This is a genomic window from Photobacterium rosenbergii (assembly GCF_033022775.1).
Lineage (GTDB): Bacteria > Pseudomonadota > Gammaproteobacteria > Enterobacterales > Vibrionaceae > Photobacterium > Photobacterium rosenbergii_A.
Window position 1 is genome coordinate 65,515 of sequence record NZ_JAWJZI010000017.1, and the last position, 13,496, is coordinate 79,010.

Consider the following 13,496-nt stretch of genomic DNA (forward strand, 5'->3'; position numbering starts at 1 on the left):
TGCTACAGGAAGAACGGGCTTGGTTGGAACAGGCGTTCGACGTCTGGGATGTATTTCTTATCGACCAGGAACATCACCACGTGGTCGTTTTGCTCGATCACGGTACGGTCATGGGCGATAAGCACTTCTTCACCGCGGACAACCGCGCCGATAGTGGTGCCCGGTGGCAGCTTGATGTCACCTACCGCCTTGCCGACCACCTTGGAGGTTGTCGAGTCCCCGTGGGCAATGGCCTCGATGGCTTCGGCAGCACCACGGCGCAGTGAAGACACGTTGACGATATCGGCCTTTCGCACGTGGGTCAGCAGCGCCGAGATGGTGGCTTGCTGCGGGGAAATCGCAATATCAATGGTACCGCCCTGGACCAGATCGACATAAGCACCGCGCTGGATCAGTACCATGACCTTCTTGGCACCCATACGCTTGGCCAGCATGGCAGACATGATGTTGGCTTCATCATCATTGGTGACGGCAATGAACACGTCGATTTGCTCGATATGCTCTTCGCTCAGCAATTCCTGATCGGACGCGTCACCGCAGAATACGATGGTGTTCTCCAGCATTTCCGATAGGTTCTCGGCCCGCTCGGGATTACGCTCGATCAGCTTGACGCTGTAGTTTTGCTCCAAGCGGCGGGCGAGACCGGCACCGATGTTACCGCCACCGACAATCATCAGCCGCTTGTAGGGTTTTTCGAGACGCTGCAGCTCACTCATCACCGAGCGGATATGGTTGCTTGCCGCTACGAAGAAGACTTCGTCATCGGCTTCGATAATGGTGGTACCACGCGGTCTGATCGGCCGGCCCTGACGGAAAATCGCCGCTACCCGGGTATCGACATGGGGCATATGCTCGCGCAGTGCGGACAGGGCATTACCGACCAGTGGGCCGCCATAATAAGCTTTTACCGCAACCAGGCCGACTTTGTCTTCGGCAAAGCCAACGACCTGCAAGGCTCCCGGGTATTCGATCAGGCGTTCGATATAACCGGTCACTAGCTCTTCCGGGGCGATCAGGTGATCGACCGGTACCGCGTCGGACTGGAACAGCTGGTCCTTTTCCTTGAGGTACTCCGGCGAGCGGATACGTGCCACCCGGTTTGGGGTGTTGAACAGGGTAAAGGCGATCTGGCAGGCGATCATATTGGTTTCATCGGAGTTGGTGACCGATACCAGCATGTCGGCATCCTGGGCCCCGGCTTCGCGCAGGGTGCGGGGATGGCTGGCAAAGCCCTGCACGACACGCAGATCATACTTATCTTGCAGTTCGCGCAGGCGCTCTGGGTCCTTATCGACGATAGTGATATCGTTGTTCTCGCCAACCAGGTTTTCGGCAAGGGTACCGCCGACCTGTCCGGCTCCGAGAATGATAATTTTCATAGCATATGCCTGATTAATAGAATCGTTGTAGGTTACTACGCTTCGGGATAAGGGTCATGCAGAACTCTGCTCATTTAGAATAACTTAGTTTTCAGCGATAGAAAGCGAACACGCTGAATTACCCGCTTAACATCCCGAAATGTGAACAAAAAAACGGAACTTGATAATCAAGTTCCGTTTTTGGTTATTTAGCTCGCTTTACGCATAACGGCATAGTAGAAGCCGTCCATATCCTGTTCGCCAGGTAATATCTGGCGGCCGGGTTGCTCGCTATCGCTGCCGATCAGTTCGGCATCTGTTGTGCGTGCCAGGAATGCTTTGACCTGCTCGCTGTTTTCCTGCGGAGTGATAGAGCATGTCGCATAGACCAAGGTGCCGCCCGGCTTGAGCTGCTGCCACATCGCATCGACGATTTCGGACTGCAACTGGGCCAGGGCTTCGATATCATCGGCACGGCGCAGCCACTTGATGTCCGGGTGGCGGCGGATCACGCCGGTGGCCGAACACGGCGCATCCAGCAAAATGCGGTCGAACTGCTCGCCCTGCCACCACTGCTCTGGGTAGCGTGCATCGGCACACAGCACCTGGGCTGTCAGGTTTAGGCGCTGCAGGTTGTCATGCACCCGCTTGAGGCGGTTGTCGTCACAGTCGATCGCAACCACTTGGGTATCCGGCTGGCGCTCCATGATATGGGCAGTTTTACCACCCGGTGCAGCACAGCAATCGAGGATCAGCTCGCCGGCCTGTGGCTGGAGGTATTCCACTGACAGTTGGGCAGCTGCATCTTGCACTGATACCCAGCCATCGGCAAAGCCCGGCAGCTTGTTGACATCGCACGGCGCATGGAGCTTGAGGGCATCCGGGGCTTCTGGGTGGATATCGGTATCGATACCGGCTTCGTCCAGCAGGGCGCGGTAGGCATCGCGGGTGTGGTGCTGGCGGTTGACCCGCAGCCACATTGGCGCCTTGGTGTTGTTGGCGGTGGTGATGCTATCAAGCTGCTCCGGGTAGCTGGCTTTTAGCAGCTTGAGCAACCAGCCCGGGTGACCGTAGCGACCGGCATCATGGCTGGTCGCTTGTTCATCAAGGCTTTCTTGCTGGCGTTGGTAATTACGCAAAATGGCATTGATCAGGCCACGCAGCTGTGGCTTTTTCAGGTTTTTGGTGGCGTTGACAGTCTCGGCCACTGCGGCATGGGCCGGGATACGCATGTAACCCAGCTGGTACAGGCCAACAAGAATAAGGTGGTGGAAGACACGCTGTTTGCCCTTGAGCGGCTTGTCCATCAGCTGCTGGGTAATCGACTCAAGGCGTGGCAGCCAGCGCAGGACGCCGTAGCAGATCTCCTGGAGCAGCGCATGGTCACGCTCTTTGATATCTTGTTGGGCAGCCGGCAGTGCGGTAGAAAGAGACTGGCCCTGATCAACCACTTGATAGATAACCTTGGCTGCTGCAGCTCTTACGTTCATGCAGATTTCCTGATGTGTTGACCTACGTCCAGTGCATTATTGTCATGGCAGTAGGTTGAAAAAAGTAAGGCCAGTGCAAGCACTGGCCCTTGGAAGGTTACAGTACCGTGCCGGGTTCGAACCACTCGCGGCGCGAGTTCAGCAAATCCTGTGCTTTCATCGCTTTCTTGCCCGGCGGCTGGAGCTCGGTCAGGCGCAGTGCCCCTTTACCGGTAGCGACCAGGATCCCCTGCTTGTCGGCTGCCAGAACCGTTCCCGGTGCTTTGCCCTGGTTATCGTCCTCAACACTGGCCTGCCAGACTTTGACGTTCTGCTCGGCAACCACGAAGTAGCTCATCGGCCACGGGTTGAAGGCACGGATACAGCGTTCGATATGCTCAGCATCATCGGCCCAGTTGATGCAGGCCTCTTCTTTGCTCAGCTTCTTGGCGTAGTTGGCTAGCGCATCATCCTGCTTTTCAGGAGCAGCTTTGCCCTCGGCAATATCAGCCAGGCAGTCGACCAAGGCAACGGGGCCAAGCTCGGCCAGCTTTTCGTACATCGATGCGCTGGTATCGCTAGGCTCAATCGGCAAGGTGGCGATCTTCAGCATATCACCGGTATCTAGGCCGATATCCATCTGCATGATGGTCACGCCGGTTTCGGCATCACCGGCCCAGATTGAGCGTTGGATAGGTGCAGCGCCACGCCAGCGTGGCAGGATAGAGCCATGGACATTGATACAGCCTAGCTTCGGGGTATCCAATACGGCTTGTGGTAGAAGCAGGCCGTAAGCGACGACGACCATGATATCGGCATCCAGATCAGCGAGTTGCTGCTTGGCTTCATCTGACTTGAAGTTTTCCGGTTGGTATACCGGGATATCGTGCTCAAGCGCGATATTCTTGACCGGGCTGGCAGTTAGTTTTTTACCGCGACCCGCCGGACGGTCTGGTTGGGTATACACCGCAATAACATCGTGCTCCGAAGACAATAACGCCGCCAGGTGACGGGCGGCGAAATCCGGAGTACCAGCAAAAACAATTTTTAAAGGTTTGCTCAAGGTAGCGTCCTTAAATCTGGTGGGCGAATTAAGCGTTATTCGCGTGTTTTTCGTTGAAGCGCTTGATTTTGGCCAGTTTGTCCTGGATTCGCTTACGTTTCAGCGGTGATAGGTAATCGACAAACAGTTTGCCTTCTAGGTGGTCAAGCTCGTGCTGGACGCAGATAGCCAGTAGGTCGTCAGCGTCAAACGTGAACTCTTCGCCGTCACGGTTTAGCGCTTTGACGGTCACTTCCGCAGCACGCGGCACTAGGGCGCGGGCACCCGGTACCGACAGGCAGCCTTCTTCGATGCCGTCTTCGCCACGTTTTTCGATGATTTCTGGGTTGATCAGTACCATAGGCTCATTGCGCTCTTCCGACAGGTCGATCACCACGATGCGCTGGTGGACGTCCACCTGGGTTGCCGCCAAACCGATGCCTTCTTCGTCGTACATGGTTTCCAGCATGTCGTCGACAAACTTCTGGATCTCAGGGGTCACGGCTTCAACAGGCTTGGCAACGGTGCGCAGGCGCTCGTCAGGGAATGTTAATACTTGCAATAAAGACATAGATACTCGTTTTAAAAGACAGTACTGATAACAGGGATCGTTTAATTGTTCTAATTCTAGTCATTTTATAAGCCAAATCATAGTACCCCGTTGCAGTCACTTGGTGCTTGGGTGCTGTGTGGCTGCTAGGCCCGGCGCTTCAACAGCTTGCAACAATAACGCTGGAAAAGTGAAGCTGGCCGAAAACTCCGGGATAACTGGTGCGGTGAGCTGGACTCATCAAAGGCGCAGTGACAGCCTGACAAAATAGCTTGGCTGTTGTGTGGCTTGGCGGTTATAGGGGGAGCGATGAAAATATTGAAAACGGCAATGTGCCAATGTGGGCTGATAATGGCTATCGCCGGTATAAGTATGGGGTGGCAGGCCCAGGCGACAGAGCTCAATGTGATTGAAGGCGCACCATCGGTCTACACCGTGAAAAAAGGGGATACGCTTTGGGATATTGCCGGCCACTACCTTGCCAGCCCGTGGCGCTGGCCCGAGCTATGGCAAAGCAATCGCAGTACGGTGGCGGATCCCCATTGGATATATCCCGGTGATCAGCTCTATTTGCATTTTGTCGATGGCCAGCCTCGCCTGCTGCGCAAGCCTCACAAGCATTTGTCACCCAAAGCGATAGTGACTTCCAAGCCAATGACTACATTACCGGCGCAATTATTGTTGCCGTATCTTGCTGAAGATAAGCTGCTGACTAGCAAAGAGGTACAGCATCTCCCCCATGTGATCGGTGATAGTCGTGCACAGGGTTACATTCCCCGCGGAGAAACGATCTGGGTAGATATGCCTCTAAAAAAAGGAGACAAGTGGGGGATTTTCCGTCCCAAGCAGCAGTTGCAACGTGAGTTGGCATCGGGCGAGACCACAGAGGTGTCTATCTTGAAAGAAGTGGCACGGGGGGAGGTTGTGGCCGTAACGGAAACCACCAGTGCCGTGCTGCTGACCGATGCCAAAAGAGAGGTGATGCCCAATGATATCCTCCTGCCCGCTCCTTTGCCTCCCAGCATGGCTGCAATGAGCTTTATCCCCTCTCCTTACCCAGAGCCGACGAGTGCCAAGGTACTGGCTGGGTTAGGGGGAATGGCGTTTATCGCTACCCATGAAGTGGTGGTGCTGGATCAGGGGCACCTCGATGGACTGGCGGCAGGGCATGTGTTCCAAATCACTCGCCCAGGCGCTAAGTATATGGGTGAAAAGGGGCAGTACGAGTACAACAAACCTGATAGCCCAATCATGTCTTTCGCCTTGAGCTTATCTCAGTCGCAGCAATTGCAAGATACCCCGGTCGGGGAAGTGATGGTGATCCGGCCTTACGAGTACTTTAGCCTGGCCGTTGTGACTAAGGCGAAAGAGCCTTTCAGGGTGGGTGCGCAGTTGATTCCACCCTACCAAGGCTAAATTGACGCTATGTCTTCAGTCACTATGTCTTCACTTACGGATTGGCTCATTCTGGCCTCCACGCCACAGTTGGGCGGTTATCGAATTGGCCGCCTGTTGGATCGTACCAGCCCATCGGTCTTGCGCGGGTTGTCAGGTCGCGAGCAGGCCGAGCTCGGGCTTACCGAGCGTCAGCGCCAGCATATTGCCAGTCCGCCGCAAAACAGAATTGAACGCTGTCTGGCGTGGCACCAACAGCCAAACCAGCAGATCATTGCCCTCGATTCCCCGCTCTATCCTGCCCTGCTAAAGGAAATACCCTCTCCCCCACCCTTGTTGTTTGTCCGGGGCGAGCCCCGTTGGTTACACGAGCCCCAGTTGGCTATGGTGGGAAGCCGGGCAGCCAGTATTGATGGTTTGGAAGCTGCCTACGAGTTTGCCGCGGCTATGGTAGCGGCTGAGTATGTGGTGACCAGTGGTTTGGCTCTGGGGGTTGATGGTCGGGCCCATTATGGTGCACTGAAAAATGGCGGTGCAACTGTGGCAGTATTGGGGTCGGGGCTTGATAAAGTCTACCCCGCCAAGCACCGCGATTTGGCAGCATCGATTGTCGAGCAAGGTGCGCTGGTTTCTGAGTTTTGGCCGGATGAACCGCCCCGGCCGCAAAACTTTCCCCGTCGTAACCGGGTGATCAGCGGTTTGTCGGTCGGCGTATTAGTGGTTGAGGCTGAAGAAAAGAGCGGATCATTAATTACAGCCCGCTATGCCCTTGAGCAAGGGCGGGATGTTTTTGCCATTCCCGGTGCGATCCATAACCCGATGAGCAAAGGCTGTCATGCACTGATAAAAAACGGTGCTAAATTAGTAGAATCTCCGGTCGATATCTTTGAGGACGTTGGGGTACTTACTGAGTGTGCAAAAAGTAGTCAGTTGGCGCATAATGTCCCACATCCTGAAAATGAAAAATTGCCATTTCCAGCGCTGTTGGCTAACGTAGGCAATGAGGCAACACCCGTAGATGTAGTTGCTGAACGCAGTGGATTACCCGTTCATGAAGTCATGATGCAGTTACTCGAATTGGAGCTGCAAGGTGTGGTCGCTGCCGTACCAGGTGGCTATGTCAGAACGAGGAGGGGCTAGTTATGATGGATATCCTAATGTACCTGTTTGAAACCTATATCCACAGTGATGCGGAGCTCATGGTTGATCAGGATGAACTTTCCGAAGAGTTGCTTCGTGCTGGTTTCCACCAGGAAGATATTTACAAGGCGCTGGAGTGGCTTGAAAAGCTAGCGGCTTTGCAAGAAACCGAAGAAACCCCATATATGAACACCAGCTCTGTGACAGCCATGCGTATTTACACAGCGCAGGAAATGTCGCGGATGGATATCTCATGCCGTGGTTTTTTGACCTACCTAGAACAAATTCATGTGCTGGGCGCAGATACCCGTGAAATGGTCATTGACCGGGTGATGGCGCTGGAAACCGCTGATTTTAATCTCGATGATCTCAAATGGATTATCTTGATGGTTTTGTTTAATGCGCCGGGCAACGAAAGTGCCTACAGCCAGATGGAAGAGCTGTTGTATGGCATGGAAGATGGCTATATACACTAAGTCCGTATGGGTGGGGTGTTGTTGAAGATGATTGAGTAGTATGTCTGGAAAAATAAACACCCAGTTATTCAGTGCCCATGAGCACGCCCTCGAGCATGATAATCTGTGCCCGAAGTGCGGCTCGCCGCTGGCGATGCGCAATAGCAAACGCGGTCCTTTCCTTGGTTGCACCCACTATCCTGAGTGCGACTACATTAAACCTTTGGCGCAAAACGATGGCCACATCGTTAAGCATCTAGGTCAACCCTGCCCGGATTGTGGCGAAGAGTTGGTGCTTCGTCAGGGGCGCTACGGCATGTTTATTGGCTGTAGCGGCTACCCGCAATGTCACCATATTGAATCGCCAGAGAAAAAAGCCGAATCCACCCATGTTCCTTGCCCTCAGTGCCAGAAAGGTAACTTGGTCGAGCGAAAATCGCGATACGGCAAGGCATTCTATGCTTGTGATCAGTACCCGTCGTGCCGTTTTGCCGTCAATGCCAAGCCGGTGCAGGGATCTTGCCAGGAATGTGGCTTTGGTTTGCTGATTGAGAAGAAATTGGCTAGCGGTACCAAGCTGCAATGCGCTGATCGCCGTTGCCATGCTTATCAGGAACAAGCCCAAGACCAATCCTGCTGATATGACAGGTAGATGAAACAAAGCCAGCATGATGCTGGCTTTGTTGTTTGGACTCTGCTTTTTTTGCCTTGCCCGGTACTTTGGGCGGTCAGCTAGCGTTTGAGGGCTGGGAATGCAGCTGGGTCAAGGTGACCGGCAATGGTTGCCAGTGAGTCATCAAGCTGCTCTTGGGTGTCAGCGCAGACATTGATGTGCCCCATCTTGCGGCCTGGACGCTTTTCTTTGCCGTACCAGTGAATATGGCACTGAGGATGGCTGAGCAAGTCGGTTGGCAGGCGATCCTCTCCGAGGATGTTGATCATCGCTGTCGGGCGAAGCAACGTCGTACTGCCCAGAGGCAACCCGGCGACTGCACGCAGGTGGTTCTCGAACTGACAGGTTTCGGCACCCTGCTGGGTCCAGTGGCCTGAGTTATGGACACGCGGAGCGATTTCGTTGACTAGCAACTTACCATCAACATCAAAGAACTCAATTGCCAGTACACCGACATAGTCCATCGATTCGGCGAGTGAGCGGAACATGGCTTCGGCTTGATTCTGCAGCGCTTCATTGCCTGTCAGTGCAACCGATAGGCTCAGCACCCCGTCAGTGTGGGTGTTTTCTGCCAGTGGGTAGACCGCGATATCGCCGTTTTTGCCACGGGCACCAACCAGTGAAACTTCGCGGTCAAACGGAACGAACTCTTCGGCTACGATGGCCTGGTTATCGGTCTGTGCCATGAATTCTGCCATTTCTGGCCAGATCTTGTCGGCATCTTCGCGCAGCTTCAGGCGCCATTGGCCTTTGCCATCATAACCGCCCAGGGCACTTTTCAGTACCATCGGCAGGCCAACAGTCTCTATCGCGGCATCTAAGTCTTCACGGCTGTTGATCAGGTGGTATTTGGCATTGGCCACCCCGGCACTGTCGAGCAATGCTTTTTCCAGGCGGCGATCGCCACCGGCTTTGATCGCGTCGGTGGTCGGCAGGAACTTCCCGCTCTGCTCGCAGATATCGAGAATTTCATGGGGAATATGCTCGAATTCTGCGGTGATCACATCGGAATAGGTAATGGCGGTATTGAGTCCCTTCAGCATGACCTGCTGGGTCAGAGGGTGAACCACATTGCCCGTACCGACATCATAAGCAAAGACTTCAATGTTCAGTGGTGCGCCGGCCAGCGACATCATTCGGGCAAGCTGCCCGGCACCAAGTACCAGTACTTTCATTACGCTTCCTCGGCCGGATTCGGGTTGGCCAGAACAGTGTCAGTTTGCTCCTTGCGGAAAGCATCGATAGCGGCCATGACAGTGTTGTCTTGGGTGCCGATGATCTGCGCGGCTAGCAGGCCGGCATTGGCTGCACCGGCATCACCAATTGCCAGAGTACCCACAGCAACACCTTTTGGCATCTGGACGATAGAAAGTAGCGAGTCCATGCCTTTTAGGGCGCGGGACTGAACCGGTACCCCAAGGACTGGTAGGCTAGTGAAGGCCGCGGTCATACCTGGTAGGTGAGCAGCGCCACCGGCACCGGCAATAATCACCTTGATACCACGCGCTTGTGCTTGCTCTGCATACTCAGCCAATAGGTGCGGAGTACGGTGGGCAGACACAACTTTGGTTTCATAAGCAATGTTGAAGCGGTCCAGCATTTCAGCAGCATGCTGCATGGTTGGCCAATCTGACTTTGAGCCCATGATGATCCCAACTTTCATCCCGATCTCCTTTGGGGTAACTAAACTGTGAGGTATTAATGCATGTGCCGCGCATTATACGAGTATTTTTTGTGAAGGAAAACGTTTGCGTCAGGTAAATTGCAACAATGATTAACGAGCATGGAGTTGTTAGTAAGGAGTCGGTAAGATAGGTAAACAGAACGTTAAAACTGACGTCAGTCAATTCTAAGAGGTACCTGTGGAGAACCTGAATCAAGTGGTTGCAGCCCTGCAGCAGCAGGACGTTATTGCCTACCCTACCGAGGCCGTGTTTGGCGTGGGGTGTGATCCCGATAGTGAAACCGCTGTAAATAAACTTTTGGCGCTCAAGCAGCGTCCGGTCGAAAAAGGATTGATCCTGATTGCTGCCAACTATGAGCAGCTGGCTCCCTACGTCGATGACAGCACTCTCAACGAAGAACAGAAAGCCCGTATTTTTGCCTCTTGGCCTGGCCCGGTGACCTGGGTGATGCCAACCAAGCCGGGAGTACCAAGTTTCTTGACTGGGCAGTTCGATACTATCGCGGTTCGGGTGACTGACCATCCTTTGGTCCAACAGCTCTGCCTTGCTTTTGGTAAACCGCTAACATCAACCAGTGCCAACCTCACAGGCCAAGAGCCGGGCCGCAGTGTGGCTGAGGTGGAAGCGCAGTTGGGTTCTCAGCTATCGGCGATATTGCAGGGTGAGACCGGAGGGCGGGATAACCCTTCAGAAATCCGAGATGCCATTACCGGTAATATTTTCCGCCAAGGATAGGATACAGAGCATGCAGCAAGTGAATAAAGAAGCCGTCAAAGCCTTTTTGTTGGATCTGCAAGACAAGATCTGCAACGCCGTTGCCGAGCAGGATGGCCAAGCCAACTTCGAACAGGATGAATGGCAGCGTGAACAAGGTGGTGGTGGCCGCAGTCGCGTACTCCGTGAAGGACGCATCTTCGAGCAGGCTGGCGTTAACTTCTCCCATGTGTTCGGTACGAAGATGCCGGCATCGGCGACCGCGCACCGTCCTGAGCTTGCCGGACGTAGTTTCGAGGCTATGGGCGTATCGCTAGTGATCCACCCGCGCAACCCGTATGTTCCGACTTCTCACGCCAATGTCCGTTTTTTCATTGCCGAGAAAGAGGGAGAAGAGCCGGTATGGTGGTTTGGTGGTGGTTTTGATTTGACGCCGTTCTACCCGTTCGAAGAAGACTGCCAGCATTGGCACGATACGGCCAAGGCGCTTTGCCAGCCGTTTGGCGAGTCAGTTTATGACGAGCACAAGGCGTGGTGTGACAAGTATTTCTTCCTGCCTCACCGTAACGAGACCCGTGGGGTTGGCGGCTTGTTCTTCGATGATCTCAATGACTGGGGCTTCGAAAAAAGTTTTGCCTACATGCAGGCTGTGGGGAACGGTTATCTGGATGCCTATTTGCCGATTGTCGAGAAGCGCTACCCTACCCCTTATGGCGAGCGTGAGCGCCAGTTCCAGCTTTATCGTCGTGGTCGTTATGTTGAGTTTAACCTGGTATATGACCGTGGCACCTTGTTTGGCCTGCAAAGCGGCGGCCGCACCGAATCGATCTTGATGTCAATGCCTCCCCTTGCCCGTTGGGAATACAGTTACACCCCTGAGCCAGGTTCGCAGGAAGCCGAGCTCTATGATAATTACCTCAAGCCGCGAAGCTGGTAAGAGCCTAAAGGATTTGAGTCATTGAATCGGCAATGATAGGGTCAGTAGCAATACTGGCCCTTTTTTATTGGTTTGATAACACGGAACCCCGGCATATGGATAAGTATGTTGTTTTTGGCAACCCGATTGCCCAGAGTAAATCCCCTTTTATTCACACGCTCTTTGCTCGTCAGACAGGACAGGACATGCGCTATGACGCCCAACTTGTTCCAGTCGATGGTTTCAAAGAAGCGGCGGAGGTGTTTTTTGCTGCTGGTGGCCGTGGTTGTAATGTCACTATGCCATTTAAAGAAGACGCATTTGCCTACGCCAACCAGTTGACCGAGCGGGCCCGGCTTGCTGGTGCCGTCAATACTCTTAAGAAACTCGACGACGGTGTGATCCTTGGTGATAACACTGACGGAGAAGGGCTGGTGCAGGATTTGCTGCAACACAGTACCTTGCTTGAAGGCCAAAGAGTGTTACTTATCGGTGCGGGAGGCGCTGCCCGCGGTGTGGTACTACCGTTATTGGCTCAAGGTGTTAGCGCTTTGACGATTGCAAACCGGACGGTAGAAAAAGCAGAGGCGTTAGTTGAGCTATTTTCCTCGCATGGGCCGGTCGAGGCGTCGACCTTGTCCGAGCTGGATGGGAAAGAATATGATGTGATCATTAACTCGACCTCAGCCAGCTTAAGTGGTGAGCTACCGGGTATTCCACCGAGTTTGATCCGTCCCGAAGTGACCTGCTATGACATGGTATACGGGGCTGAGCCGACCACCTTCAATGTCTGGGCCAAAGAGCTTGGTGCCAGAGTGACATTGGATGGTTTGGGTATGCTGGTTGGCCAGGCTGCTGAGAGTTTCATGCTGTGGCGGGGTCTTCGTCCTGGGGCTAAGCAGGTCCAGCGCGAGCTGCGTCGCACCCTACAGAAATAAAGAAGACAATGAATCAAGATATCCTATTTGCCGATCTACAGACCTGGGACAGTGATCGCCAGGCGGTTAACTTTCCTGCCCAGCAAGGCGGTGCGTTGATCCATTGTTGGGTTAGCCTGGCATGGCTGGAGAAAAAGTGTGGCCAAGCACTAGTTGATGAAGCAGCTGTACTCAGTGCTTTTGCTCAGTGCCGTTTTGATTTGGAAGATATCGCCGAAACCATGATTGAAGATGAAGAGTTCAATCAGGCTGGCGATATTGAAATTAACTAAGCCCTACCCTTCAGCTAGGTATTCGTTTTTCAGCCTGACATAATTATCGGCTGAACCAGGCAAAAAAGCGCGCTCTTTATCGGATAACGGGCGCGCTTGTTTGGCTGGGCTACCTACATAAAGAAAGCCACTTTCAAGCACCTTGCCCGGTGGGACTAAACTTCCTGCACCGATAATCACGTCATCTTCAACAATTGCCCCGTCTAAGAGGATTGCCCCCATCCCTACCAATACCCGGTTTCCGATCTGGCAGCCATGAAGCATCGCCTTATGGCCAATGGTTACATCATCCCCGATAAGTAGTGGATGGCCTTGCGGGTTGTCACTGCTGGTTCGGGTGACATGGAGGACGGTTCCATCCTGAACATTGCTTCTCGCACCTATCTTTATATGGTTTACATCGCCCCGGGCGGCGACCAAAGGCCAGATACTGGTATCTTCTCCTAGGGTAATATCACCGACCAGTACGGCAGATGGATCAATATAGGCGTTAGAAGCAATTGTCGGATATGTGCCTTTATAAGGACGTATAGATGAAACCATAGTGTTGAGCCTTAAAAAATTAAGTTTATATCGTTAGATTAGCTTTGCTGTAGTGCAAATTATATCGAAAAATGCCGCTTTTGTTTGAATAGTGCACAGTCGAGCCTGAAAGATGAATTTTTTTTGAAATTGGCCTTGCTAACGTGATCGAAGTCTCTATAATGCCATCTCACCGACACGGAGCACGGCAACTTAAGCTGGCAACGTAGCGGATTGTTCTTTAACAATTTGACCATGCAATCTGTGTGGGCACTCGTGAAATGATAGTCAAAAGAATTATCAATGAAACTGAGTGACCAATGATACTTTTAGTATCCACAGTCAATTCATTCATTACTTCGGTAAT

Annotated in this window: 15 protein-coding genes; 8 read left to right on the top strand and 7 right to left on the bottom strand. The window is 53.4% G+C overall.

From position 1 onward, the window contains the following. Positions 1–2: 2 nt before the first annotated feature. From trkA to def, 4 genes are all read right to left on the bottom strand, one after another. The gene (trkA, locus tag R2X38_RS22835) at positions 3–1,379 is read right to left on the bottom strand and encodes a Trk system potassium transporter TrkA (protein WP_317524661.1); all 1,377 of its coding nucleotides are present in this window, start codon (positions 1,377–1,379) and stop codon (positions 3–5) included. Between the two features lie 188 nt (positions 1,380–1,567). Then, on the bottom strand, positions 1,568–2,848 hold the full coding sequence (gene rsmB / locus R2X38_RS22840; RefSeq protein ID WP_317524662.1) for a 16S rRNA (cytosine(967)-C(5))-methyltransferase RsmB: 1,281 nt from the start codon (positions 2,846–2,848) through the stop codon (positions 1,568–1,570). 97 nt (positions 2,849–2,945) lie between these two features. After that, on the bottom strand, positions 2,946–3,890 hold the full coding sequence (fmt, locus tag R2X38_RS22845) for a methionyl-tRNA formyltransferase (protein ID WP_317524663.1): 945 nt from the start codon (positions 3,888–3,890) through the stop codon (positions 2,946–2,948). A 28-nt stretch (positions 3,891–3,918) separates the two neighbouring features. Further along, a complete protein-coding gene (def, locus tag R2X38_RS22850; protein WP_317524665.1) occupies positions 3,919–4,440 on the bottom strand; it encodes a peptide deformylase in 522 nt (173 codons plus the stop codon). 288 nt (positions 4,441–4,728) lie between these two features. Here def and R2X38_RS22855 point away from each other — a divergent pair, with 288 nt between their 5' ends. The 4 genes from R2X38_RS22855 to R2X38_RS22870 are packed head-to-tail and all read left to right on the top strand — an operon-like array spanning position 4,729 to position 8,049. Then, positions 4,729–5,835: a LysM domain-containing protein gene (locus R2X38_RS22855; protein ID WP_317524667.1), complete on the top strand. Its 1,107-nt coding sequence runs from the start codon at positions 4,729–4,731 to the stop codon at positions 5,833–5,835. Between the two features lie 9 nt (positions 5,836–5,844). Further along, positions 5,845–6,954: a DNA-processing protein DprA gene (gene dprA, locus R2X38_RS22860; protein WP_411185798.1), complete on the top strand. Its 1,110-nt coding sequence runs from the start codon at positions 5,845–5,847 to the stop codon at positions 6,952–6,954. A gap of 2 nt (positions 6,955–6,956) precedes the next feature. After that, on the top strand, positions 6,957–7,430 hold the full coding sequence (locus R2X38_RS22865) for a DUF494 family protein (protein ID WP_317524668.1): 474 nt from the start codon (positions 6,957–6,959) through the stop codon (positions 7,428–7,430). Between the two features lie 40 nt (positions 7,431–7,470). Beyond that, positions 7,471–8,049 carry a type I DNA topoisomerase gene (locus tag R2X38_RS22870; protein ID WP_317524669.1) on the top strand — a complete coding sequence of 193 codons (579 nt, stop codon included), beginning with the start codon at positions 7,471–7,473 and terminating at the stop codon, positions 8,047–8,049. A gap of 92 nt (positions 8,050–8,141) precedes the next feature. Here R2X38_RS22870 and R2X38_RS22875 read toward each other — a convergent pair whose 3' ends face one another. Both R2X38_RS22875 and purE read right to left on the bottom strand, forming a co-directional pair. Next, on the bottom strand, positions 8,142–9,257 hold the full coding sequence (locus R2X38_RS22875; protein ID WP_317524670.1) for a 5-(carboxyamino)imidazole ribonucleotide synthase: 1,116 nt from the start codon (positions 9,255–9,257) through the stop codon (positions 8,142–8,144). Next, positions 9,257–9,745, bottom strand: a complete 489-nt coding sequence (gene purE / locus R2X38_RS22880; RefSeq protein ID WP_317524671.1) for a 5-(carboxyamino)imidazole ribonucleotide mutase — start codon at positions 9,743–9,745, stop codon at positions 9,257–9,259. Before purE ends, R2X38_RS22875 begins: the two co-directional genes overlap by 1 nt. A 199-nt stretch (positions 9,746–9,944) precedes the next feature. On the opposite strand from purE, the gene tsaC reads away from it, so the two are divergent. The 4 genes from tsaC (at position 9,945) to R2X38_RS22900 (ending at position 12,607) form a co-directional block, all read left to right on the top strand. Beyond that, the gene (gene tsaC, locus R2X38_RS22885) at positions 9,945–10,502 is read left to right on the top strand and encodes an L-threonylcarbamoyladenylate synthase type 1 TsaC (protein WP_317524672.1); all 558 of its coding nucleotides are present in this window, start codon (positions 9,945–9,947) and stop codon (positions 10,500–10,502) included. Between the two features lie 10 nt (positions 10,503–10,512). Continuing rightward, positions 10,513–11,418 carry an oxygen-dependent coproporphyrinogen oxidase gene (gene hemF, locus R2X38_RS22890; RefSeq protein WP_317524673.1) on the top strand — a complete coding sequence of 302 codons (906 nt, stop codon included), beginning with the start codon at positions 10,513–10,515 and terminating at the stop codon, positions 11,416–11,418. Positions 11,419–11,513: 95 nt separating this feature from the next. Further along, positions 11,514–12,335 (top strand): shikimate dehydrogenase, encoded by an 822-nt coding sequence (gene aroE / locus R2X38_RS22895; protein ID WP_317524674.1) that lies wholly within the window; start codon positions 11,514–11,516, stop codon positions 12,333–12,335. Positions 12,336–12,343: 8 nt separating this feature from the next. Further along, the gene (locus R2X38_RS22900) at positions 12,344–12,607 is read left to right on the top strand and encodes a DUF1488 domain-containing protein (RefSeq protein WP_317524675.1); all 264 of its coding nucleotides are present in this window, start codon (positions 12,344–12,346) and stop codon (positions 12,605–12,607) included. A gap of 3 nt (positions 12,608–12,610) precedes the next feature. On the opposite strand, the gene R2X38_RS22905 is transcribed toward R2X38_RS22900, so the two are convergent. Further along, positions 12,611–13,150 carry a gamma carbonic anhydrase family protein gene (locus tag R2X38_RS22905; protein WP_317524676.1) on the bottom strand — a complete coding sequence of 180 codons (540 nt, stop codon included), beginning with the start codon at positions 13,148–13,150 and terminating at the stop codon, positions 12,611–12,613. Positions 13,151–13,496: the final 346 nt, after the last annotated feature.